The sequence below is a fragment of the Nocardioides zeae genome, from assembly GCF_030818655.1.
GTDB lineage: Bacteria > Actinomycetota > Actinomycetes > Propionibacteriales > Nocardioidaceae > Nocardioides > Nocardioides zeae_A.
On sequence record NZ_JAUTAN010000001.1, the window covers coordinates 3,417,561 to 3,439,172 of the forward strand.

General features: G+C 73.4%; 21 protein-coding genes. 12 read left to right on the forward strand and 9 right to left on the reverse strand.

Translation table 11 applies throughout. The features are described 5' to 3' along the window. The first annotated feature begins 7 nt into the window (after nucleotides 1-7). Nucleotides 8-874, forward strand: a complete 867-nt coding sequence (locus tag QE405_RS16200) for an NYN domain-containing protein (RefSeq protein ID WP_307202612.1) — start codon at nucleotides 8-10, stop codon at nucleotides 872-874. A gap of 278 nt (nucleotides 875-1,152) precedes the next feature. Further along, entirely contained in the window at nucleotides 1,153-2,640 is a 1,488-nt protein-coding gene (locus tag QE405_RS16205; protein ID WP_307202614.1) for an HNH endonuclease signature motif containing protein, read from the forward strand. Nucleotides 2,641-2,659: 19 nt separating this feature from the next. On the opposite strand, the gene QE405_RS16210 is transcribed toward QE405_RS16205, so the two are convergent. Continuing rightward, nucleotides 2,660-3,073, reverse strand: a complete 414-nt coding sequence (locus tag QE405_RS16210; RefSeq protein WP_307202616.1) for a DMP19 family protein — start codon at nucleotides 3,071-3,073, stop codon at nucleotides 2,660-2,662. 84 nt (nucleotides 3,074-3,157) lie between these two features. Here QE405_RS16210 and QE405_RS16215 point away from each other — a divergent pair, with 84 nt between their 5' ends. Genes QE405_RS16215 through QE405_RS16225 form a run of 3 tightly spaced genes read left to right on the forward strand, consistent with a single transcriptional unit; the run spans nucleotide 3,158 to nucleotide 7,500 of the window. Next, nucleotides 3,158-5,314, forward strand: a complete 2,157-nt coding sequence (locus tag QE405_RS16215; protein WP_307202618.1) for an acyltransferase family protein — start codon at nucleotides 3,158-3,160, stop codon at nucleotides 5,312-5,314. 32 nt (nucleotides 5,315-5,346) lie between these two features. Next, the gene (locus tag QE405_RS16220; protein ID WP_307202619.1) at nucleotides 5,347-6,669 is read left to right on the forward strand and encodes an NADH:flavin oxidoreductase/NADH oxidase family protein; all 1,323 of its coding nucleotides are present in this window, start codon (nucleotides 5,347-5,349) and stop codon (nucleotides 6,667-6,669) included. Next, complete coding sequence (locus QE405_RS16225; RefSeq protein ID WP_307202621.1) at nucleotides 6,670-7,500, forward strand: DNA-formamidopyrimidine glycosylase family protein; 831 nt, start codon at nucleotides 6,670-6,672, stop codon at nucleotides 7,498-7,500. A gap of 25 nt (nucleotides 7,501-7,525) precedes the next feature. Here the strand turns inward: QE405_RS16225 and QE405_RS16230 are convergent, their stop codons facing one another. The 3 genes from QE405_RS16230 to QE405_RS16240 are packed head-to-tail and all read right to left on the reverse strand — an operon-like array spanning nucleotide 7,526 to nucleotide 10,562. Next, nucleotides 7,526-8,467, reverse strand: a complete 942-nt coding sequence (locus QE405_RS16230; RefSeq protein ID WP_307202623.1) for a TAXI family TRAP transporter solute-binding subunit — start codon at nucleotides 8,465-8,467, stop codon at nucleotides 7,526-7,528. Then, nucleotides 8,464-9,894 (reverse strand): HAMP domain-containing sensor histidine kinase, encoded by a 1,431-nt coding sequence (locus QE405_RS16235; protein ID WP_307202625.1) that lies wholly within the window; start codon nucleotides 9,892-9,894, stop codon nucleotides 8,464-8,466. The genes QE405_RS16230 and QE405_RS16235 overlap by 4 nt, the downstream gene beginning before the upstream one ends. Further along, the gene (locus tag QE405_RS16240) at nucleotides 9,894-10,562 is read right to left on the reverse strand and encodes a response regulator transcription factor (protein WP_307202627.1); all 669 of its coding nucleotides are present in this window, start codon (nucleotides 10,560-10,562) and stop codon (nucleotides 9,894-9,896) included. The genes QE405_RS16235 and QE405_RS16240 overlap by 1 nt, the downstream gene beginning before the upstream one ends. 214 nt (nucleotides 10,563-10,776) lie before the next feature. Between QE405_RS16240 and QE405_RS16245 the strand changes: the two genes are divergently transcribed. From QE405_RS16245 to QE405_RS16260, 4 genes are all read left to right on the forward strand, one after another. Further along, the gene (locus QE405_RS16245) at nucleotides 10,777-11,790 is read left to right on the forward strand and encodes a tripartite tricarboxylate transporter substrate-binding protein (protein ID WP_307202629.1); all 1,014 of its coding nucleotides are present in this window, start codon (nucleotides 10,777-10,779) and stop codon (nucleotides 11,788-11,790) included. 183 nt (nucleotides 11,791-11,973) lie between these two features. Further along, nucleotides 11,974-12,477, forward strand: coding sequence for a tripartite tricarboxylate transporter TctB family protein (locus QE405_RS16250; protein ID WP_307202631.1), 504 nt, complete (start codon nucleotides 11,974-11,976; stop codon nucleotides 12,475-12,477). Between the two features lie 10 nt (nucleotides 12,478-12,487). Next, on the forward strand, nucleotides 12,488-13,996 hold the full coding sequence (locus QE405_RS16255) for a tripartite tricarboxylate transporter permease (protein WP_307202632.1): 1,509 nt from the start codon (nucleotides 12,488-12,490) through the stop codon (nucleotides 13,994-13,996). Nucleotides 13,997-14,247: 251 nt separating this feature from the next. Further along, the gene (locus QE405_RS16260; RefSeq protein WP_307202634.1) at nucleotides 14,248-14,448 is read left to right on the forward strand and encodes a universal stress protein; all 201 of its coding nucleotides are present in this window, start codon (nucleotides 14,248-14,250) and stop codon (nucleotides 14,446-14,448) included. A 39-nt stretch (nucleotides 14,449-14,487) separates the two neighbouring features. On the opposite strand, the gene QE405_RS16265 is transcribed toward QE405_RS16260, so the two are convergent. The 3 genes from QE405_RS16265 to QE405_RS16275 are packed head-to-tail and all read right to left on the reverse strand — an operon-like array spanning nucleotide 14,488 to nucleotide 17,022. Next, on the reverse strand, nucleotides 14,488-14,907 hold the full coding sequence (locus tag QE405_RS16265) for an SRPBCC family protein (protein WP_307202636.1): 420 nt from the start codon (nucleotides 14,905-14,907) through the stop codon (nucleotides 14,488-14,490). Next, the gene (locus QE405_RS16270) at nucleotides 14,879-15,529 is read right to left on the reverse strand and encodes a hypothetical protein (RefSeq protein ID WP_307202638.1); all 651 of its coding nucleotides are present in this window, start codon (nucleotides 15,527-15,529) and stop codon (nucleotides 14,879-14,881) included. The genes QE405_RS16265 and QE405_RS16270 overlap by 29 nt, the downstream gene beginning before the upstream one ends. Further along, a complete protein-coding gene (locus QE405_RS16275; RefSeq protein ID WP_307202640.1) occupies nucleotides 15,526-17,022 on the reverse strand; it encodes a cryptochrome/photolyase family protein in 1,497 nt (498 codons plus the stop codon). Before QE405_RS16275 ends, QE405_RS16270 begins: the two co-directional genes overlap by 4 nt. Nucleotides 17,023-17,381: 359 nt before the next feature. Between QE405_RS16275 and QE405_RS16280 the strand changes: the two genes are divergently transcribed. Beyond that, entirely contained in the window at nucleotides 17,382-18,167 is a 786-nt protein-coding gene (locus QE405_RS16280; protein WP_307202641.1) for an SDR family oxidoreductase, read from the forward strand. A gap of 6 nt (nucleotides 18,168-18,173) precedes the next feature. Here the strand turns inward: QE405_RS16280 and QE405_RS16285 are convergent, their stop codons facing one another. Further along, nucleotides 18,174-18,929 (reverse strand): SDR family oxidoreductase, encoded by a 756-nt coding sequence (locus QE405_RS16285; protein ID WP_307202645.1) that lies wholly within the window; start codon nucleotides 18,927-18,929, stop codon nucleotides 18,174-18,176. A 204-nt stretch (nucleotides 18,930-19,133) separates the two neighbouring features. On the opposite strand from QE405_RS16285, the gene QE405_RS16290 reads away from it, so the two are divergent. Both QE405_RS16290 and QE405_RS16295 read left to right on the forward strand, forming a co-directional pair. Then, entirely contained in the window at nucleotides 19,134-20,270 is a 1,137-nt protein-coding gene (locus tag QE405_RS16290) for an ATP-binding protein (protein ID WP_307202647.1), read from the forward strand. Between the two features lie 78 nt (nucleotides 20,271-20,348). Further along, nucleotides 20,349-20,681 carry a DUF3140 domain-containing protein gene (locus QE405_RS16295; protein WP_307202649.1) on the forward strand — a complete coding sequence of 111 codons (333 nt, stop codon included), beginning with the start codon at nucleotides 20,349-20,351 and terminating at the stop codon, nucleotides 20,679-20,681. 96 nt (nucleotides 20,682-20,777) lie between these two features. Here the strand turns inward: QE405_RS16295 and QE405_RS21095 are convergent, their stop codons facing one another. Then, on the reverse strand, nucleotides 20,778-21,437 hold the full coding sequence (locus QE405_RS21095; RefSeq protein ID WP_444939688.1) for an acyl-CoA dehydrogenase family protein: 660 nt from the start codon (nucleotides 21,435-21,437) through the stop codon (nucleotides 20,778-20,780). Between the last annotated feature and the right edge of the window lie 175 nt (nucleotides 21,438-21,612).

Here is a 21,612-nt window from a genome sequence, read left to right on the forward strand (position 1 = left end):
TCGGGACATGACCGAACCCCGCGTCGCCCTCTACGTCGACTTCGAGAACCTCGTCGCGTCCCAGTACGACGCGGTCCACGGCCGCCACGCCTGGCAGCGCGACAAGGTGGTGCACGCGGCGGCGGACGACCCCGTGGTGGCGCCCCGGCTGGAGGCCTCGCGGCTCGACGTCGACGCGATCGTGGACTACGCGGCGTCGCTCGGGGTGGTGGCGATCAGCCGGGCCTACGCGAACTGGGCCTCGCCCGCGTTCTCGTCCTACGCCCGGGACCTGACCTCGCGCGCCATCGACCTCACGCAGCTGTTCCCCCTGTCCGGCACGAAGAACGGCGCGGACATCCGGCTGGCGACGGACGTCGTGGACGACCTGACCCGCTACGCCGACCTCACCCACGTGCTCGTCGCCGCCGGCGACTCCGACTACGTGGCGGTCGCCCAGAAGGCGAAGCGCCTCGGCCGGTCGGTGGTCGGTGTGGGCGTCGCGGGGTCGATCGGCCGCTACTGGGAGGCCGCGTGCGACGAGTTCAAGCGCTACGACGCCCTGCCCGGCGTGGAGCCGGCCGTCACGTCGCCGCCCGCTGCAGGGGCCGATGCCGGGGTCGGGGTCGGGGCTGGGGTGGACGACGATCCCGACACGGAGGACCGGGCGCGCCCCGTGCCGTACTCCAAGCTCTTCCGCCGCGCCGTCAACCTCGTGCAGAAGCAGCGCAGCGACGAGAAGGTCCCGCTGTCCGTGCTGAAGCAGGTGCTCGTGCGGATGAGCCCGGGCTTCGACGAGACGACGCTCGGCTTCGACTCGTTCTCCGCCTACGTCCGCGCCCAGGAGGGCGTCGAGACCGACGAGCGGAACCAGCACGTGTGGTTCACGCGGTAGCTGCGTCGAGTTGGGTTGTACGGCGCGGCGTGGGCGTCGAGTTGGGTTCTAGGGCGCGGCGTGGGCGTCGAGTTGGGTCGGACGGCGCGGCAGACGCGTCGAGTTGGGTCGTACGGCGCGGCGGGTGCGTCGAGTTGGGTCGTACGGCGCGGCAGGAGCGCCGAGTTGGGTCGTACGGCGCGGCGAGTTGTCATGTACGCCGCGGTTGTCCACAGGCGGTACGGCGCTGTGGGCCGCGCTGGTCAGAACTGTCGGTGGGTCCGGGTTGAGTGGTGGCCATGACGGGGGTCAGCTCTTCTGGGGACGCCGGTGGCTTCGGGCCACCGGTGCCGGAACCCCCTGCCGACTTCCTGGTCGACACACCGGAGCCGGACTGGTTGGAGCACGCGTTCACCACCGGGGAGTGGCCCGAGGAGGCGACGCTGGGGTGCCGGGTCGTCAGTCGCGAAAGTCAGTATGACGCGCCTGACCCCGCCGCGGAGCCGGAGCCCGGGTGGGTGGCGCCGGGTGTCGACGTGGGACACCCGTTGCTCGAGGCGATCCGGACGGCGACGGACGTGCTCTCGGCCGACGGGCGCACCGGGCTCGGGTGGTTGAGCGCACCGCAGACCGGCATCGCGTTGGTCGACGCACACCGGCTCGTGGCGCGGGCCTCCGCGCTGGTGGCCGTGCTGGTGCAGCACGCCGAGGAGGTCGAGCTCCACCGGAGCAACGGCGCCTCCACCGCAGCGGTGTGGTTGGCGAACGCGACGGCCACCACTCGACGCGACGCCTACCGGTTCGCCCGCGTCGGTGAGGCGATCATCGACGACACGAGCCGCTACCGGACCCACCTCGCACCTGCGTGCGAGACCGGCGGCGTGGACACCGAGCAGGCCGACGTCATCGTCAAGGCCCTCGACGCGCTACCCGACGACCTCGACCCCGACCTCCGACTCCAAGCCGAGAAAACACTGGTCGGCTTCGCGGCCGACCACGACGCCCGCGCCCTGCGCGCGATCGGGAAGAGGATCCTCACCGTGATCGCCCCCGACATCGGCGAGGCCCACGAGGCGGCATTGCTGGAACGGGAGGAGCGAGAAGCACGGGCCACCTCGCAGCTCTCGATGGTCTCCGACGGACTCGGCCGCGTCTGGGGACGATTCGTGATCCCCGAGCTCCACGGCGCGATGCTCCGCAAAGCCCTCGACGCCTACGCCGCGCCGCAGCACCTCAACGCCGCCGACGACCCCGAGCGACGCTTCCAACGGGACCGGTCGACCCCCGAACGCTACGGCCAGGCCTTCCAACAGCTCCTTGAGATGCTCGACCAGAAAGACCTCCCCGCAACGGGCGGCACCGGCGCAACCGTCGTGGTCACCATGACCCTGGAGTCGCTGATGGGCGGGTTGGCGACGGCGTCGCTCGACACCGGCGGCACCATCAGCGCCGCCGAAGCGCGACGCCTCGCCTGCGACGCCGGCCTCATCCCCGCCGTCTTCGGCACCACGTCAGAGGTCCTCGACCTCGGCCGCACCGCCCGCTTCCACACCAAGGCCATGCGCCTCGCCATGGCCACCAGGGACAAGGGCTGCGTCGCCGAAGGCTGCACGAGACCACCCCACCAGACCCACGCCCACCACCTCACCGAATGGTCAGCAGGCGGCCACACCAACACGAAGGACAGCTGCCTCCTCTGCGACCAGCACCACCACCAGATCCACGACCCGCTCTACCTCACCGAACGCCTCGGCACCGGCAAGCTCCGCTTCACCCGACGCGAGTGACCCAGCCCCGGCAGGTAGATCATCCGAGGGCGGCCAGACGTTCGTCGACGACGCGCTCGATCTCCTCCCCGACCGGCCACCAGGCCTCGTCGAGCTCGTCCCAGAGCTCCTCCTGCTCCTCGGTGAGGTCGTCGCTGCAGTCGTTGGGGCGCATGACGAGGTACGCCGCCTCGGCTCGCGCCACGAGGTCGGCTGCGTCCGTCAGCCCGAGAGAACGGAGTGCCGTGAGCGCGTCCGCGACCAGGGGTCCGCTCGTCTCGCGGTTGTTCTCGATCATGCCGAGGAGGCCTCCGTTGCCGGCCACACCGACCAGGGCGACCAGCGCCCCGAGGTCCCACCGCTCGCGATCGGCGGCATCCTCCAGCGCGTCCCGCGGCACCCCGCACTCGTTCCAGAAGTCGACCGCTACCTTCTCCCGGCTGCGCTCCACCACGTCCGCCACTCCCTCTCGATTGGCCCGGCGCCCCCCGGCTCACGCACTATCGTCGCCGCAGTCCGCAAGAAGGGGGAACGTCGGTTGAGCAGGGCCAGCACGCAGCGGCGCGACATCCAGGGGCTGCGCGCGTTTGCGGTGACGGCCGTGGTCCTCGACCACCTGCTGGGCTGGCCGCACGGAGGGTTCGTCGGTGTCGACGTCTTCTTCGTCATCTCCGGCTTCCTCATCACCGGCATCCTGCTGCGCGAGCACGAGCGCACGGGGACGATCTCCTTCGTCGGCTTCTACCGCCGTCGCGCCAAGCGCATCCTGCCGGCGTCGATCCTCGTGCTGGCCGTGACGGTGGCGCTGTCCTACGCGCTCGTCGGGCGCCTGCGCGCCGACAGCATCGCCACCGACGGCCTCTGGGCCCTGTTCTTCGGCGCGAACTGGCGGTTCACGACGCAGGCGACGGACTACTTCGCGGCCAACGGCCCGGTCTCGCCGCTGCAGCACTACTGGTCGCTGGCGGTCGAGGAGCAGTTCTACTTCGTGTGGCCGTGGCTGATGCTGGGCGTCCTCGCCCTCCTCGCGGCCCGCACCCGCCGCCGCACCGGCACGCCCCCGGGCGCGACCACCCGCCCCGACCACCACCGCCTCGTCGTCGGCCTCGTCCTGGCCGGCGTGGTCGCCGCGTCGTTCGCCTGGGCGCTGCAGCAGACCTCGGCGGCCCCGTCGGCGGCGTACTTCTCCACCTTCACCCGCGTCTGGGAGCTCGGGCTCGGCGCCCTCGTCGCCGTCGCGGCCCCCCTGTGCTCCCGCATCCCCGACGCCGTCCGTCCCGTGCTGGCCTGGGGCGGCCTCGTCGGTATGACGGCCTCCCTGTGGCTCGTCACCGAGGACGCCGGGTTCCCGGCACCCGCCGCGGCCCTCCCCGTCGGCGCGACGGCGCTGGTGATCGCGGCCGGCACCTTCGCCGAGCGGGGTCGCCAGCAGCGCTTCCTCCTCCCGCTGACCAACCGGGTGGCGGGCTACGTCGGCGACATCTCCTACTCGCTCTACCTGTGGCACTTCCCCGTCGCCATCCTCGGCGTCGTCGTGCTCGGCGACTCCCCGCTCGTGCTGGCCGGCCTCGGCGTCGTGATGCTCGTGCTCGCGGTGCACTCCTACCACCTCGTCGAGGAGCCCCTGCGGTCCGCGACGTGGCGCCTCCCCCGCCGTACGTCGCGGGAGGCGGGCGCCGGGAGGAGGGGCACCCTGCGGGCGGCGTACACCGGTGTCTTCCTGCTCGCCCTGGCCGCGGCACCCGTGATGCCCTCCCTGGTCCTCGCCGACAACGGGGTGCGCACGCTGAGCGACGCGGACGTGGCGGCGATCGACGCGGAGACGCACGCGGAGTACACGCCCGCCGTCGCCGACCTCCAGACCGAGATCCGCGTGGCGCTGGCCGCCGGCGCGTGGCCGGAGCTGGACCCGCCGATCGAGGAGGCCATGGCCGGGCGGGAGGTACCGAGCAGCGTCATGCCGTGCGGCGACATCGACGGCGTCGACGTGGCGGCCTGCACGTTCGGCGAGCTCGACCGTGCTGCGGGCGGCCAGAGCATCGCGGTGGTGGGCGACTCGATCGCGGTCAACTACGTGCCGCTGCTCGTCGGCGCGCTCCCGGAGGGCTGGAGCCTGACGTCGCTGGGCGCCTACGGCTGCCCGTTCACCGACCTGCTGTCCGAGCACCCCGACGCCGCGATCGTCGACGGGTGCGAGCAGCGCAAGGCGGACGTCGTCGACGCGGTCGAGGAGCTCCGGCCGGACGTGCTCGTGGTGGCGGACATGTACGCCCCCCGCACCGAGGTCGGCGAGGAGGGCACCATCACCCCCGAGCGCTGGGCGGAGAGCACCCGCACGCAGCTCGGCGAGGTCGCCGACGCCGTCGGCCGCACCGTCGTGCTCGCGCCGCCGCCGTCCGACGTCAACATCGACGAGTGCTACAACCTGCTCTCCTCGCCCGTCGACTGCGTGAGCAAGGTCCGCGGCCAGTGGAGCGGCATGCACGACGCCGAGGCCGCGATGGCCGAGGAGATGGGCGCGACCTACGTCGACAGCCGCGACTGGTTCTGCGCCGAGGACCGCTGCCCCGCCTTCGTCGGCGACACCCTGGTGAAGGTCGACCTCGTGCACTTCTCGCAGCCCTACCAGCGGCTCCTGCAGCCCGCCTTCACCGAACGGCTCGGGACCCTCGGCGTCCTGCCGCCGCCCTCTTGAACCACGTTCAACAGCGTGCCACGATGCGGTCCATGACCGACCTCGGCACCCCGCTCGACCTGCCCTGCGGGCAGCGCCTCCCCAACCGCCTCATGAAGTCGGCGCTGTCGGAGGCCCTCGGCACCTCCGCCGGCGCTCCGACGCGCCGGCTCGAGCGGCTGTACGACGCGTGGGCCGGCGGCGGCTGGGGCCTCGTCGTGACGGGCAACGTCATGGTCGACCTCCGCCACCGCGGCGAGCCCGGCAACGTCGTCGTCGAGGACGAGCGGCACCTGGACGCGCTGCGCCGCTGGGCCGCCGGCTTCCGCGCCTCGGGCACGCCGCTGTGGATGCAGGTCAACCACCCGGGCCGCCAGGCCAACGTGCTCGTCGGGCGCACGCGCCCGGTCGCCCCCAGCGCCGTCGCCGCCGACGTCGCGGTGGCCACGCGCCCGCGCGCCCTCACCGAGGCGGAGATCCGGGAGACGATCGAGCGGTACGCCGCGACCGCGGCCGTCGCCGAGGCCGCCGGCTTCGACGGGGTGCAGGTCCACGGCGCCCACGGCTACCTCGTCACCCAGTTCCTCTCGCCCCGCTCCAACCAGCGCACCGACGCGTGGGGCGGCGACCCGGAGCGTCGACGCCGCTTCGTGCTCGAGGTCGTGCGCGCGATCCGGGAGCGCGTGTCCCCCGGCTTCGCGGTCGGCATCAAGCTCAACTCCGCGGACTTCCAGCGCGGCGGCTTCACCGAGTCGGAGTCGCGCGAGGTGGTCGCGGCGCTCGCCGCGGAGGGCATCGACCTGCTCGAGGTCTCGGGCGGCACCTACGAGTCGCCCGTGATGTTCGGCCCCGACACCCGGCGGGCGTCGACCCGGGAGCGCGAGGCCTACTTCCTGGAGTACGCCGCGTCCGTCCGCGACGCCGCCGGTGCCGTGCCCGTCGCGGTCACGGGAGGCTTCCGCACCCGCGCGGCGATGACCGCGGCGCTGGGCCCCGACGAGAGCGACACCGGCAGCGGGGCCAGCTCCACCGCGGCCGGCTCCGCCGCGGCCAGCTCCGCCGCGGCACCGGGCGAGTGCGACGTCATCGGCCTCGGGCGCCCGGCCTCGGCGTACCCCCACGTCGCGCGGGACCTCCTCGACGGCCGCCTCGAACGGATCGAGCTGCCGGCCGTGCAGGTGGGCGCCCGGCGGCTCGTCCGCCGCCTCGCGCCGCTCCACACCGTCGACAGCGCGCTCGACCTGTCGTGGCACACCGACCAGCTGCACCGGCTCGGTGCCGGCAAGGCCCCCGACCTGGCCCGCCCGTGGTGGCGGACCGCGGTCACCGCGACGCTCCGCAACGGGCCGGGCGCCTTCGTGCCGAAGCGGGGCTAGGTGCCCGAGGGCGACAGCGTCCACCTGCTGGCGCGGCGGCTGGACCGCTCGCTGCGCGGCCGGACCGTCGCGCGCAGCGACCTCCGCGTGCCGCGCCTGGCGACGAAGGACCTCGCCGGCCGCGAGGTGCTCGAGCACGCGACCCACGGCAAGCACCTCCTCACCCGGTTCTCCGGGGGCGTCACCCTGCACTCCCACCTGCGGATGGACGGCAGCTGGACCGTCACGGGCGCGGGCAAGCGCCTCCCCCGACGCTTGCTCCCCGACGTGCGGGTCGTGCTCGAGACCACCGCGGGGCCGACCGCCTGGGGGCAGAAGCTGCACGACCTCGCCCTCGTGGCGACCGCCGACGAGTCCGCGCTGGTGGGCCACCTCGGTCCCGACCCGCTGCGGGAGGACTGGGACCCGGCGGAGGCGGTACGGCGGCTGCTCGCCCACCCGACGACCCCCCTCGTCTCCGCCCTGCTCGACCAGACGAACCTCGCCGGGCTCGGCAACCTGTGGGTCAACGAGCTGGCGTTCCTCGTGGGCCGCAGCCCGTGGACGCCGGTGGGCGAGGTGGACGTGCCCGCCCTGGTCGATCGTGCCGCCACCGCGTTGCGCCACTCGGCGACCGTGCCGGGCGCCTACCAGGTCACCACCGGGATCGCGCGCCGCGGCGAGAGCCACTGGGTCGCCGGCCGGGCGCGGCGCCCGTGCCTGCGGTGCGGCACCACGGTGCAGGTGGTGGCGGAGCTGCCGAACGACGCGGCGCACCGCCGTACGTGGTGGTGCCCGCACTGCCAGCCCGGACCGGGCCCGGAGGTCCGCGTGGCGTCGGTCCCGCGCTGACGGTCGCAGTCCACGGGCACCCGGCTCAGCCGTGCCGCTCGCGGTAGCGCCGCGCGGCCGCGGGGTGGAGCGGCACCGGGTAGGTGTCGAAGAGGCTCGCGGGCGCCAGGTACTGCAGCCCGCCCGACGGCTGCGGCACCAGCTGGGGCCCCGCCGCCAGCAGCGTGTCGACGACGTGCGCCACGGTCGCGTCGTCGAGCGCCGGCCGGCACAGCAGGTGGACGGCGACCCCGGCCGTGCGCACGTCGTCGGCCTGGTCCCACACGTCGCGGGGCAGCCGCACGCTCTGGTACGGCGCGGCGGGGCCCCGCGTGGCGTCCACCAGCGCCCCCAGGTCGAGGGCCCGCAACGGGTGCGTGCGCACCAGCGAGGCGAGCTCCGGCGACGGCTGGCCGCCCCACCAGAGGAGGGCGTCCACGGACCCGCCGGCCAGGGCGACCGCCCCCGTGGCGTGCGAGGCGGCGCGCAGGTCGACGCCCAGGGTCGGCTCGAGCAGCCGCCGGGCCGTCTCGGCGGACCCGGAGCCGAGCGGGCCGACGGCGACGCGCCGTCCCGCGAGGTCGCCCGCGGAGCGGAACGGGCTCCCGTCGCGCACGAGGCAGTGGAGCGTCGTCTGGTAGAGCCGGGCCACCGCGACCGCCGCGTCGGCGTCCACAGCGACGGCGTCGGCCAGGCTCGGCGCCAGGTCCGCCGAGCCCGAGCGCAGCAGCGCGAGGTTGTCGAGCGAGCCACCGCTGGCGACCACCCGGACGTGACCGACGGGCCCGGAGTCCCGCAGCTCGCCGCCGAGCAGACGGGCGAACCGGGTGAAGCTGCCGCCGAGCTCGCCCCCCGCGACGACCAGGTCGCCGGCCGAGCGCCGCGTGCCCGACGACGCCACCGCCGGCCCGAGGCCCGCGAGGCCGGCGACCAGCGCCGTACCGCCGGCGGCGCGGACGAGGCCCCGGCGCGAGACCCGGCCGGTCATCGGCGCCCCTCGGCGCGGGGCAGGTCGAGCTCGACGGCGAGGCCGCCGGCCGCGGACCGCCGCACGGTCATCGTGCCGCCGTTCGCGCGGGCGAGGGCGTCGACCAGCGCCAGCCCGAGCCCCGTGCCCGGCCGGTCGGCATGGCGCGACGAGCGCCAGAACCGCTCGCCGACGCGGACGAGCTCGTCGTCGGTGAGGCCGGCACCGTCGTCCTCGACGGTCACGACCGCCCGGCCGCCCGGCTCCTCGCCGGCAGCGGACGTGGCGGCGGGCGCCAGGGAGACGTGGATGCGGGGCGCGTCGCCGGCGTACTTCACCGCGTTCTCGATGGCCGTGTCGACCATCTCGACCAGGTCGTGCACGGTCACCGCGAGGACGACGTCGGGCGCGACGGTGGCCGTCACCGCGGCGCCGGTCGGCGCCCAGCGCTCTTCGAGGTGGGTCTCGAGCGCGGCGCCGTCGCTGGTCCCGCCCACGGGCGGGCCGCCCTCGCGCAGGGCCAGGGCGGCGCGGCGCTCGTTGATGCGGTGCTCCGCCTCCGCGAGCCCCAGGAGGCGGTCGACGGTGGTGTCGAGCCGGTCCAGGTCGCGCTGCACCGCGGCCACCACGCCGGGGTCGGCCGTCCCGTCCCCGGCCAGCAGGTCGACGTGGAGCCGCACGGCGGCCAACGGGTTGCGCAGCTGGTGGGACGTGCTGGCGACGAGGTCCCGCTGCTGCTCCACCGTCGTGGCGAGGGTCGTCGCCATCAGCTGGAACGACGTGGCCAGCCGCCGCAGCTCGGGCGGACCGGAGAGCGTCAGGTCGTCCACGGGCGCGCCGCTCGTGAGGGCGTGGGTCGCCCGGTCGAGGCGGTGGACGGGACGCACGATCCAACCGGTCGTCCAGACGGCCGCGGCCGCGAGCGCGACGAGGCCGAGGGAGACCGGGACCAGCAGCACCAGCCACCCCTCGAGCACCGCCCGCTGGGAGCGACGGAGGTCGACCTCGGTCACGACCACCCCGCCCGCGAGGTCCTGCTCGATCACCACGGGGGTCGAGAGCAGCACGCGGTCGGCCGACCACGGGGTGACGAGCGGGACGTCGAGCTGCGCCAGGTTGGTGCCGAAGTCCCGCACCCGCTGGAGCACCTCCTCCGCGCCGGGGTCGAGGTCGCCGACGGAGGCCAGCACGCGGGCGGAGTCGTCGAGCACGACGACGTCCTCGCCGAAGAGCGCGTGGTAGCGGTCGAGGTAGCGCTGCAGCGGCACCGTGTCGCCGTCCTCGATGGCCGCCCGCGCGAGGTCCGCGGTGCGCAGCACCGCCCCGCGCCGCTCCTGCTCGATCTCGCTCGTGCGCCGCTCGGCGATCGACTCCATGAGGGGCGTCAGGAGCAGGCCCAGCGCGACCACGACCGCCACGAGCAGCGGCACGGCGACCCGGAGCCGCATCAGTCGACCTGCAGGCGGTAGCCGTAGCCCCGGATGGTCTCGACCAGCCCGGGCCGACCGATCTTGCCGCGGAGCTGGGTCAGGTGTACGTCGCACGAGCGCGCCGCGCTCTGCGAGGTGTCCCCCCAGACCTCGTCGAGCAGCAGCTGCTTGCTGACCGCCTCACCGGGCCGACGGGCGAGCACCGCCAGCACCGCGAACTCCTTCGTCGTCAGGGCGACCGGCGCGCCGCCCACCACCACGCGCCGGGTCGCGAGGTCGACCTCGACGTCGCCGGCGACGACCCGCTGACCTGTGTCGGATCCAGCGTCCTGCGCACCCCGCCGGCGGGTGACGACCCCGAGGCGCGCGAGCAGCTCGCTCATGCGGATCGGCTTCACGAGGTAGTCGTCCGCGCCCAGGTGGAGCCCCCGCACCACCGAGCGCTCGTCCCCGCGGGCCGAGACGACGATGACCGGCACGTCGGAGACCTGGCGCAGACCCTGCAGCACGTCGAAGCCGTCGCCCTCGGCGAGCCCGAGGTCCAGCAGCACGGCGTCCGCACCCCGGTGCCGCCGGAGCGCGTCGTCGGACCGCGTCGCGCGCACGGTGGCGTGCCCGTGACGCTCGAGCACGGCCCGGAGCGCGCCCGCGACCGAGTCGTCGTCCTCGACGATGAGGATCCTCATGCGGCGCATCGTAGGGACACCCGCACCGGCGTGGGGGCATTCCGGGGACGCCTGCCCGGTGCTTTCCTAAGGGGACGTTAGGAACGGGTGCTCCCTACAGACGAGTGACCCACGTCACTCCTACGGTCGGTCCACCTCGCCGGGTTCGGGACCCGCGCAGGGCAGTCCACCGCAGCGGCAGGCCATCTGCCCCTGCCCGTCGTACGGAGCCACCATGCCCACGAAGAACAGCCCCGCCCGCCGCACCGCCGTCCGCGGCACCACCGCCGCAGCCGGTCTCGCCACGCTCGCCCTCGTCGCCGCCACCGGCTGCGCGCCCGGCAGCAGCAGCGCGAGCGGCGAGGGCTACCCCGACCGCAACGTCGAGATCGTCGTGCCCTTCGCCGCCGGTGGCCCCACCGACACGGTGACCCGCCTGGTCGGCGACCCGATGGCCGAGGAGCTCGGCGTCCAGCTCATCGTGCAGAACGTCGAGGGCGCGGGCGGCACGGTCGGCGCCGGCCAGGTCGCGAGCGCCCGCGACGACGGCTACACGCTCCTCATGCACCACATCGGCATGTCGACCGCCCCCACCCTCTACGACGACCTCGCCTACGACCCGCTGGAGGACTTCGAGCCGGTCGGCCTCGTCACCGAGGTGCCGATGACGATCATCGCCCGCGGCGACCTGGAGCCCGAGAACCTCGAGGACCTCTTCGCGTACCTCGAGGAGAACGAGGGCGACGTCACCATCGCCAACGCCGGTGTCGGCTCCGCCTCGCACCTGTGCGGCCGCCTCATCCAGCAGGAGCTCGGCATCGAGCTGCAGGAGGTGCCCTACGACGGCGCCGCGCCCGCCATCGCCGACCTCGTCGGCGGCCAGGTCGACGTGCTCTGCGACCAGACCACCAACACCACCGGCCAGATCGAGGCGGGCGACGTGAAGGCGTACGCCGTCACCACGCCCGAGCGCGTCGAGTCGCTCCCCGACCTGCCCACCACGGCGGAGGCCGGCTTCCCGGAGGTCGAGGTCGCGGTGTGGCACGCGCTCTACGCACCGGCCGGGACCCCGTCGGACATCATCACGACCCTGCGCGACGCCCTCGCGGTCGCGCTGGAGGACTCGTCGGTCATCGACCAGATGGCCAGCCTCGGCACCGCTCCGGTGGCCGCGGACCAGGTCGAGCCCGAGGCCGTGACGACGAAGCTCACCGAGCAGATCGACCTCTGGGGCGACGTCCTCAGCTGAGGACCCCATCCCGCAGATCCCCTCACCGCAGCACCCCTCACCGCAGCACCCCTCACCGCAGAGCCCCGGGGCCGGGCGGCCGCGCCACCGCGCGACCACCCGCCCGGCCCCGGACACCACCCGTCGTGACCGCGTCGCCGCGCCCTGCCCGCGACCGCCACTCAGCGCACCCCGGAGAGACCCATGTCGTCACCACCCCCCAGCAGCACCGAACCCGACGCCGGTACGACGGGGTCCGGCCTCCACGACAAGCACGGCGACCTCGTGGCGGGTCTGCTGTTCGCCGGCCTCGGCCTCGCCTTCGCCGTCCCCTCGCTCGGCTACGGCCTCGGCAGCTGGGACGAGATGGGCGCCGGGATGTTCCCGTTCGTGCTCGGCCTGGCCCTCGTCGTGCTCGGCGCCGTCATCGGCCTCGGCACGGTCCGCGGCGGCGAGTCGACCCCCGGCCTCACGCGCCTGCCGTGGCGCGCGATCGTGTGCGTCACCGGCGCGGTCGTGGCGTTCGCCTACCTGATCCCGGTGCTCGGCCTGATCCCGACCACGGTGATCACCGTCTTCGTCACCTGCCTCGCCTCCCCCACGACGACCCTGGTCAAGGCGGCGCTCGCCACCACCGGCATCACGGTCGCCTGCTACGTCGTCTTCGTCCTCGCGCTGCAGCTGCGGCTGCCGCTGTACTGGTTCTGAGGGGGCGACCGTGGACCTCTTCTCGAACCTCGCGCTCGGCCTCGAGACGGCCCTGCAGTGGGAGAACGTGCTCTTCTGCCTCATCGGCGTGGCCCTCGGCACCGCCGTCGGCGTGCTGCCCGGCATCGGCCCCACCGCGACGATCGCGATGCTGCTGCCGATCACCTTCAACTTCGACAGCCCCACCACCGCGCTCATCATGCTGGCGGGCATCTACTACGGCGCCCAGTACGGCGGCTCGACCACCGCGATCCTCATCAACCTCCCGGGGGAGTCGTCGTCGGCGGTGACGGCGATCGACGGCCACGAGATGGCCCGCCGCGGACGCGCCGGCGTCGCCCTGGCCACCGCGGCGCTCGGCTCCTTCGCCGCGGGCACCGTGGCGACGGTCGTGCTCGCCGTCGCGGCGCCCCCGCTGGCGAAGGTCGCGCTGTCGTTCGGCGCGGCGGAGTACTTCGCCCTCGTGGTGCTCGGCCTCGTCATGTCCATCGCCCTCGCACGCGGGTCCGTGCTCAAGGCCCTGGCGATGATCGCGCTCGGCATCCTCTTCGGCACGGTCGGCCAGGACACCTACACGGGGCAGCCCCGGTTCGCCTTCGGGATCCCCGAGCTCTTCTCCGGCATCAGCTTCGTCGCCCTCGCGGTCGGCGTGTTCGGCATCGCCGAGATCCTCCGCAACCTGCGCGACCCGCAGAGCCGCGGTGGACTGGTCGGCGGGGTCACGAGCCTCTGGCCCAGCCGCTCCGACTTCAAGCGGATGCCCGGCCCCGTCGGGCGCGGCACCGTGGTCGGCTCCCTGCTCGGCATCCTCCCGGGCGGCGGTCACATCCTGGCGTCGTTCGCGTCGTACTCCATGGAGAAGAAGCTCTCGAAGAACCCCGGCGAGTTCGGGCACGGCGCCATCGAGGGCGTCGCGGGCCCGGAGTCCGCGAACAACGCGGCCGCGCAGACGTCCTTCATCCCGCTGCTGACCCTCGGCATCCCGTCCAACCCGGTGATGGCGCTCATGATCGGCGCGTTCATCATCCAGGGCATCACGCCGGGCCCGACCGTGATCGACGAGCAGCCCGCCCTGGTGTGGGGTCTCATCGTCTCGATGTTCGTCGGCAACGCGCTGCTCGTCGCGCTCAACCTGCCGCTGATCGGGATCTGGGTGCGGATGCTGAAGACGCCGTACTGGATCCTCTTCCCCACGATCGTCGTGCTGGCCTCGATCGGCACCTACGCGGTCGGCCTCAACGCCTACCACGTGCTGATGATCGCGTTCTTCGGCCTGCTCGGCTTCGTGCTCATCCAGTGCGGCTGCGAGCCGGCTCCCCTGCTGCTGGGCTTCGTGCTCGGTCCGCTGCTCGAGGACAACTTCCGCCGGGCGATGCTGATCTCGCAGGGCGACCCCTCGACCTTCGTCACGCGGCCGCTCTCCGCCTCGCTCCTCGCCATCGGCCTGGCCGTGCTGGTCGTCTCCGTGCTGCCGGCGATCCGCAAGAAGCGCGACGTCGTCTTCGTCGAGGACGACTGAGCCGGCCCGGCTCGCCCCCACCCCTCGATCCCCCACCCCTCGATCCCACGAACCGCAGGAGCACACCGTGACCGTCCTCATCGCCCACGCCGCCACCGACACCGCCGAGGCGGTGCTCGCCACCGGCCTGCACTACGCGGAGCGCCTCGGCGTCCCCGCCCACGTCGTCAACGTGCTCACCGGGGAGGCGCCGCTCGAGGAGCGCGGCGCGTCGCCGGACGACCTGTCCGAGCTCCGGGCGCGCGTCGCCGGTGCCGCCGTCGCGGTGGAGGTCGAGCAGCTGCGCGACCCCGACCCCTCCGAGGCGATCCCTCGCGCGGGCCACCGAGCTGGGGGCGGTGCTCGTCGTCGTCGGCGTGCGCCGCCGGAGCCCCGTCGGGAAGCTGCTGCTCGGCAGCGTGTCGCAGAAGGTCATCCTCGAGGCCGACATCCCCGTGCTGGCGGTGAAGTAGCACCCCAGCCCGACCCCGGACGGGACCGTCAGCGGGTCGTCACAGGGCGAGGGGCTTGGCCAGGTGCTCCGGCAACCGGTCGAGGCAGCCCTCCCAGCCCTCGCGGTGGGAGTCGAGGTCCTCGTGGCGCAGACCGGAGTGGACGACGCGGAGCCGCGTGCCGGCGTACGTCGGCTCGAGGCCCACCGAGACGGTGCTCTCCTGCTCCTCGCCGTCCCAGCGCCACGTCCAGCGCGCCCAGCCGGGGGCGCAGGCGCCCTCGTAGCGTCCGCTGACGCCCATGCCGACCACGTCGGAGACCACGCGCCACACGCCGTCCTCGACGGGGTCGCTGACGGCGACGGCCGCGAACCGCTCCGGCCAGAACCAGGCGCTCAGCTCGTCGGCCTCGGTCAGCGCGCGCCAGACTCGGTCGGGTGGGGCCGACAGGTCACGCTCGATCTCCACGGTCGCCTGCATCCTGCGACCCTACGGCGCGGGCGCCGGGCAGGTCGATGGTCGTGACCACCGCGGTGAGGCTCGGGCGCGGCGGTGTCGAGCTGAACCCGAAGCGGCACGGCGGGTCCACGGGCCGCAGCTCCCCGAGCGGCACCCCGTCGAACGACCCGTCGAGGGTCGTGACCGCGCGGACGCCGGTCGCGCCGTACCACTCCCGGCGGCCGCCGCCCGCCGTCCCGCGGGTGCGCACCCCGCGCAGCACGACGCGGGCGACCGGGTCGGTGACCGCGCACCAGGCGGGAGCGGTCGCGATGCGGCGCGGCACCAGGCCGACGAGCCGGCCGAGCGCCGTGGGGCGGCCGACGCCGATCGCGAGGTCGAGCGAGGCGCTGGTGAAGCGCCGCGCGTCCGGGCCCGCGACGAGCGTGGTGGGCTCGATGCGGACCTCGTCGAAGGTGTACGTCGCGGCGATGAAGTCCGCCAGCTCCCGGGTGGGCGCGACGAGCACGCGGTGCCCCGCCGCGGTCTCGACCATCGCGTCGGCGACCTCGCCGAACGGCGAGCGCACCCAGCGGCCCACGACGACGCGGGTGCCGCCGGCGGACCCGACGCCGGCGATCTCGCCGTCGAAGCGGACCCTCATTCCGGCGTCACCCCCGGTACGTCGCCGCCCAGCCACCGATCGGCGACCTCGGCCAGCTCGCGGCGGCGCGCGCCCTTCATCTTCTCGAGCGTGCGGACGGCCATCGAGGTGCGCGGGTTGGCGGCGAAGCCGTCCCGGTGGTCGTCGACGAACTGCCAGTAGAGGGCGTCCCAGGCGTCCGCCCAGCCCGCCTCCCCGTCCCGCTTGGAGAAGTCGCTCATCTTCAGCACGTAGTTCGAGCCCGACACGTAGGGCTTGGTGGTGATGGCCTCGGCGGCGGCGAACTGGCTCATCGCGTAGACGTTGGGCACCATCACCCAGTCGTAGGCGTCGACGAACAGCGCCATGAACCACTCGTAGACGTCGTCGGGGTCGGTGCGCAGCAGCAGCATCGCGTTGCCGATCACCATGAGGCGCTCGATGTGGTGGGCGTAGCCGTGGCGGAGCACGCGCCGCACGACGACGTCGACCGGGTGCAGCCCCGTCGAGCCGTCCCACCAGCCCGGACCGAGGCCCCGGGTGAGGTGCAGCCGGTTGGTGCTGCGCAGGCGACGGCCCTGCGTGACGTAGATGCCGCGCATGTACTCCCGCCAGCCGATCACCTGCCGCACGAACCCCTCGAGGCTGGGGAGCGGCACGTCGTCGGCCGCGAGGACCGCGTCGAGCACCTCGCGCGGCGAGAGCAGCCCGATGTTGATGACGGGGCTGAGCGTGCTGTGGAGGAGGAACGGCTCGTCGGCGGCGATGGCGTCCTCGTGGGGACCGAAGCGCCGCAGCCGGTCCTCGACGAACCTCGCGAGCCACCGCTTCGCCTGGGACCGGGTCGTCGGCCACCGGAAGTCGTCCGGGTCGCCCGGGTTGTCGGGGAACTCGGCGGCGACCCACGCGATCGCGTCCCGCACGTGCTCGTCGCGCTGCAGGCGCGGCAGCGGCGGCACGTCGAGGCCGCCCTTCGGGTAGGGCTCGCGGTTGTCCTCGTCGAACGACCACTTCCCACCGACCGGCCCGTCGCCGTCCATGAGCACGTCGAGACGTCGGCGCTGCCACGCGTAGAACGTCGACATCCGCGGCCGGCTCCCCCGCCGCCGTCCGAGCTGCTCCTGCACGTCGGCGTCGGACGTCAGGAACGCGGGCGTCTCCTCGACGGTGGTCCCGGCACCCACCTGGTCCGCGACCCGACGCAGGTCCCGGTCGAGCCAGTCGTCGACGACGTCGAACCAGCTGACCTCCGTCACCTCGCGCTCGCGCAGGAGGTCGACCAGCTGGGCCTCGGTCTCGCGGTCGCCCCGGCTCTCGACGTACGCCGTCGCGCGGCCCGCCTGCTCCACCTCGGCCGCGAAGCGGCGCATCGAGGCGCGGTGGAGGACGAGCTTGTGGGTGTGGAAGGCGTACTGCCGGAAGAACAGGTCGGGCTCCACGAGCACGAGCAGGTCGGCGTCGGCCGTGCGCTGCTCGTCGAACAGCTGGTGGGGGAGGACGAGCCGCGCGTGCATGGCGCCAGCGTGCGGGAGGGGGCCAAGCCCGGCTCGGCGCCGGGGCCGGTCCGGGGGCGGGCCGGGGCCGGGGCGCCCGGGGAAAGAAAACGCGGACCGGTCCTCGACGGGGCGAAAGAGAACGCGGACCCTGGGCCCGACACGCCCGGCTCCCGGCCCCGTCCGGTCCGCGTCTTCCTTCACGGTCCCGGGCCGCCCGCGCACTTTCCTCGCCCGGCTCGCGCCCGTCCGCGTTGTCCTCACCCCGGAGGCGCCCCGGCCCGCCCTGCCGCCGTCCTCACGCCGAGGGACCAGGCACCTGCGTGGTCCACCTCACGACCTGCTGACCCGGTTGGTTACCCAGTGGTAGCAATACGCCCATGACCTCCCGCACCGTGTTCATCACCGGCGCCGCTGCCGGTATCGGCCGTGCCACCGCGCTCACGTTCGCCAGGAAGGGCTGGACCGTGGGCGGCTACGACCTCGACGAGGCCGGCCTCGCCACCCTCGCCACCGAGATCGAGGCCGTCGGCGCGACCGCCGTCGTCGGACGGCTCGACGTGACCGACGCGGACGCCTTCCGCGACGCCGTGGACGACTTCGTCCAGCAGACCGGCCGCCTCGACGTGCTCGTCAACAACGCCGGCATCCTGCTCGCCGGCAAGTTCGAGGACATCGACGTCGCGCGCCACCACAAGGAGATCGACGTCAACGTCCGCGGCGTCGTCAACGGCGCCCACGCCGCCCACCCGCACCTGAAGCCGGGTTCGACCCTGGTGAACCTCTGCTCGGCGTCGGCGATCTACGGCCAGGCGGAGCTGGCGAACTACAGCGCCACCAAGTTCTTCGTCCGTGGCCTCACCGAGGCGCTCGACATCGAGTGGGGTCCGCAGGGCATCCGTGTCGTGGCGCTGTGGCCGCTGTTCGTGCAGACCGCGATGCTCGAGGGCGTGCGCACCGGCACGACCGACACACTGGGCGTGCGCCTGGGCCCCCAGGACGTGGCCGACGAGATCCTCGCGACCGTCGAGCCGGGCCGCGCCGCGCGAGCGATCCACCAGGTCCACTTCCCGGTGGGCCGCCAGACGCAGGTGCTCTCCGTCGCGTCGCGCTTCTCGCCGGCGTGGCTCACCCGCGTGGTCAACAAGCGGTTCGCCGCGCACTGAGTGCGGTCACCGCGCCCGCAGCCACTCCGCGAACGACTGCTGCCCGACGAGGTCCGGCGCCTCCGGCACGAGCGCTCCGGCCCGCACGCCGCGGCCGTAGGCCCCGGGCACCCGCACCGGTACGACGAGGCGCGGCCCCCCGTCGCGCCGGGCCGTCCGGCGGACCATCGCCGCGAGGTCCTCACGGTGCGGGCCCGCGAGGTCGAGGGTGGCCCGGCGGGGCGGCTCGACCGCGAGCCGGGCCAGGTGCGCGGCGACCTCCGCCGCCGCCACCGGGCGCACCGGCATGCGGGGGGCGAGGCCGATCGGCCCGAAGGTCAGGCCGCCCAGCAGTTGCCCGGCGAACTCGTGGAACTGCGCCGCGCGGAGGATCGTCCACGGCACCGGCCCGGCCGTCACCAGCTCCTCCTGACGCAGCTTGCCGACGTAGTAGTCGTGAGGGACCCGGTCGATGCCCACGATCGACAGCACCAGGTGGTGGCCCACACCGGCACTGTCCTCCGCCGCGAGCAGCGCCGCCGTCGTGCGGCCGAAGAACTCCGCCGACTCCGTCGCGTCCCGCGTCATCACGTTGAGCACGTCGATGACGACGTCGACCCCGACCAGGCGCTTCGCCAGGTCCTCCGTCAACGTGTCGGCGTCCCGCGCCAGGTCGACGCCCGTCGAGCGCGCCAACACGACGGTCTCGTGCCCCGCCCGCTCGAGCTCCGCCACCGTGAGCGCCCCGACCAGCCCCGTACCGCCGGCAACTGCCACCCGCATGTCCGTCTCCTCCTGCTCGCGTCGGCCCCGTGCGGGCCGTCGGAGGTCTGACGACGTAGGTCAGGGATGTGTGAGGTGAGGGGCAGCGACTCGAACGCGCCTGACGCGTCGGTCACCGAGTCCGACGCTATCCTCCGATTAAGAAGGACTAATAAGGACTAACAACGACTAACAAGAGCCGTCAGCGCTCTCGGAGGCCGCATCGTGACCGCCAACCCCTTCAAACCCACCGCGGGCGCAGACCCGCCGGTCCTCGTCGGCAGGGGTGACCTTCTCGACGAGCTCGCAGACACGTTCGTCGACGGGCCTGGTTCGCCGGGACGAATCACGATCTTCACAGGCGTACGTGGTGTCGGCAAGACGGTCATGCTCAACGAGACCGAGGACATGGCCCTGCGCCACGGCTGGCTCGCGCTCACGGAGACCGCCACCGATGGGCTGGCGCAGCGTCTGGACGTCCGAGTCGCGCGAATCCTCGAGGAGCGCGTCCCCCGCCCTCGCCGACGCATCACGGGCGCCACCCTGCCGGGCTTGGTGGGCGTGACCACGCAACTGACGCCCGAGATCGAGGACGACCTCCGCCAAAGGGTCACCGCGTTGCTGGACGACCTCGAACGCCACGGCACGGGACTTCTCATCACGATCGACGAGGTCCATCGGGGCGCGAGTGCCGACCTGCGCGCGGTCGCAGCGCTGACCCAGCACCTCATCCGTGAGGGCCGCGAGTTCGCGCTCGCGATGGCCGGGCTTCCTTCGGCGGTGGCAGGGCTGCTGTCCGACGACGTGCTGACGTTCTTGCGGCGTGCTAGCCGCCACGCACTCGGGGGCGTCGCGATCGAGGAGGTAGAGGCCGCCATCAGCTCGACGATGGCAGAGGCAGGACGGACGCTCGAGCCAGAGGCAGCACGTCTCGCGGCGGCGGGGACTTCGGGCTACCCCTTCCTCATCCAGCTCGTCGGTCATCAGCTGTGGAGGGCGTCGCGGGGAGCGACCGTCGCCACGGTCGCGCACGCGAAGCAGGCCGTCGAGGCCGCGCGGCGACGCATGGGGAGCCTTGTGCACGAGACCGCACTGGCCGACCTCTCCGACGTCGACAAGACCTTCCTCGTCGCCATGAGTCATGACCGCGGCCCGAGCCGGATGGGCGAGATCGCGCGTCGGATGCGGGTCCAGCCGCAATACGCGAACACCTACAAGCAGCGACTCATCGAGGCAGGGGTGATCGTCTCGGCCGGCCACGGGAAGGTCGACTATGCGCTGCCCTACCTGCGGGAGTACCTGCGGGAGCACGCGGCGTCACTCGGCCTCGCGCCCGGTGCCAGCGGGCTCCACCTCCCCTGACCTGTAGTCGGACGGCGCCGCCAGCGGCGCGAGCGCAACGTGTGAGGTGTGGTTGTCCCCCGCTCGTAGCGTCGTGCCATGAGCGAGACCAACGACGCCGTCGCCGAGGTGTGGGACGACTGGCAGGACGCGGTGAACATGGCCCCCGCCGAGCTCGAGAAGTGGCTCGGGACGGACGAGTCGAAGTCCGTCGGGCAGGGGTCGGGCGAGTCGACCGGGCACAAGTCCGGGCGCCGGATCGTCGAGATCAAGCGGACCAACAAGACCGACCTCACCGACGACGACGCGGCCCACATGACGAAGGTCGTGGGCTACGTGCACCGGCACCTCAAGCAGCGGCCGGACGGCGACGTGTCGGAGACGAACTGGCGGTACTCGCTGATGAACTGGGGGCACGACCCGCTGAAGTAGCGGGCCCTCCCCTCGCCGGACGTCATGCGCGACGGCGCCCCCGGCCACCGCAGCGCATGACGTCCGGCGGCCGGGGGCGCCCACGAGGGCCCGCGCTCAGTACGACTTCGGCAGCCCCAGCGTGTGCATCGCGACGAAGTTGAGGATCATCTCGCGGCTCACGGGCGCGATCCGGCCCAGCCGCGCGGCGACGAGCATGTTCGCGAGCCCGTACTCCACGGTCAGCCCGTTCCCGCCGTGCGTGTGCACCGCGACGTCGGTGGCGTTGCAGGCGATCTCGCCGCCGGCGTACTTGGCCATGTTGGCGTACTCGCCCGCGCCGAAGTCGTCGCCCGCGTCGTACAGGGCCGCCGCCTTCTGCCACAGCAGCCGCGCCTGCTCGAGCTCGATCTTCACCTTCGCGAGCGGGTGCGCGATGCCCTGGTGCGCGCCGATGGGCGCCTCGCGCCACACCGAGCGCTCCTTGGCGTAGGCCACCGCCTTGTCGAGCGCGTAGCGCGCCATGCCGCAGGAGAACGCGGCACCCATGATCCGCTCGGGGTTGAGGCCGGCGAAGAGCTGCCACATGCCGCCGTCCTCGGAGTGCGGGTCGCCGACGAGCGACGTCGCCGGCACGCGCACGTCGTCGAGGAAGAGCGTGAACTGCTTCTCCGGCGCCTGCCACGCCATCGGGATGACCTGCTTGCCGAACCCCGGGGCGTCGGTCGGCACGACGAACAGCGCGGGGCGCAGCTTCCCGGTGCTGGCGTCCTTCATCCGCGACACGATGAGCACGCTCTGCGCCTCGTCGACGCCGGGAGATGTAGGTCTTCTGGCCCTTGAGGACGTAGTGGTCGCCGTCCTGCGTGGCCGTCGTCGTGATGTTGTGCGAGTTGGAGCCCGCGTCGGCCTCGGTGATGCCGAAGGCCATGAGGTGGGTGCCGTCGGCGAT

Excerpts from the sequence above, each read along its gene's own strand:
- QE405_RS16265 (WP_307202636.1), bottom strand. The coding sequence starts at position 14,907 with ATGCAGGCGACCGTGGAGATCGAGCGTGACCTGTCGGCCCCACCCGAC.
- QE405_RS16235 (WP_307202625.1), bottom strand. The coding sequence starts at position 9,894 with ATGCGGCTCCGGGTCGCCGTGCCGCTGCTCGTGGCGGTCGTGGTCGCG.
- QE405_RS21095 (WP_444939688.1), bottom strand. The coding sequence starts at position 21,437 with ATGAAGGACGCCAGCACCGGGAAGCTGCGCCCCGCGCTGTTCGTCGTG.
- QE405_RS16280 (WP_307202641.1), top strand. The coding sequence starts at position 17,382 with ATGACCTCCCGCACCGTGTTCATCACCGGCGCCGCTGCCGGTATCGGC.
- QE405_RS16270 (WP_307202638.1), bottom strand. The coding sequence starts at position 15,529 with ATGAGGGTCCGCTTCGACGGCGAGATCGCCGGCGTCGGGTCCGCCGGC.
- QE405_RS16250 (WP_307202631.1), top strand. The coding sequence starts at position 11,974 with ATGTCGTCACCACCCCCCAGCAGCACCGAACCCGACGCCGGTACGACG.
- QE405_RS16230 (WP_307202623.1), bottom strand. The coding sequence starts at position 8,467 with ATGACCGGCCGGGTCTCGCGCCGGGGCCTCGTCCGCGCCGCCGGCGGT.
- QE405_RS16220 (WP_307202619.1), top strand. The coding sequence starts at position 5,347 with ATGACCGACCTCGGCACCCCGCTCGACCTGCCCTGCGGGCAGCGCCTC.
- QE405_RS16240 (WP_307202627.1), bottom strand. The coding sequence starts at position 10,562 with ATGAGGATCCTCATCGTCGAGGACGACGACTCGGTCGCGGGCGCGCTC.
- QE405_RS16200 (WP_307202612.1), top strand. The coding sequence starts at position 8 with ATGACCGAACCCCGCGTCGCCCTCTACGTCGACTTCGAGAACCTCGTC.
- QE405_RS16245 (WP_307202629.1), top strand. The coding sequence starts at position 10,777 with ATGCCCACGAAGAACAGCCCCGCCCGCCGCACCGCCGTCCGCGGCACC.
- QE405_RS16205 (WP_307202614.1), top strand. The coding sequence starts at position 1,153 with ATGACGGGGGTCAGCTCTTCTGGGGACGCCGGTGGCTTCGGGCCACCG.
- QE405_RS16295 (WP_307202649.1), top strand. The coding sequence starts at position 20,349 with ATGAGCGAGACCAACGACGCCGTCGCCGAGGTGTGGGACGACTGGCAG.
- QE405_RS16285 (WP_307202645.1), bottom strand. The coding sequence starts at position 18,929 with ATGCGGGTGGCAGTTGCCGGCGGTACGGGGCTGGTCGGGGCGCTCACG.
- QE405_RS16275 (WP_307202640.1), bottom strand. The coding sequence starts at position 17,022 with ATGCACGCGCGGCTCGTCCTCCCCCACCAGCTGTTCGACGAGCAGCGC.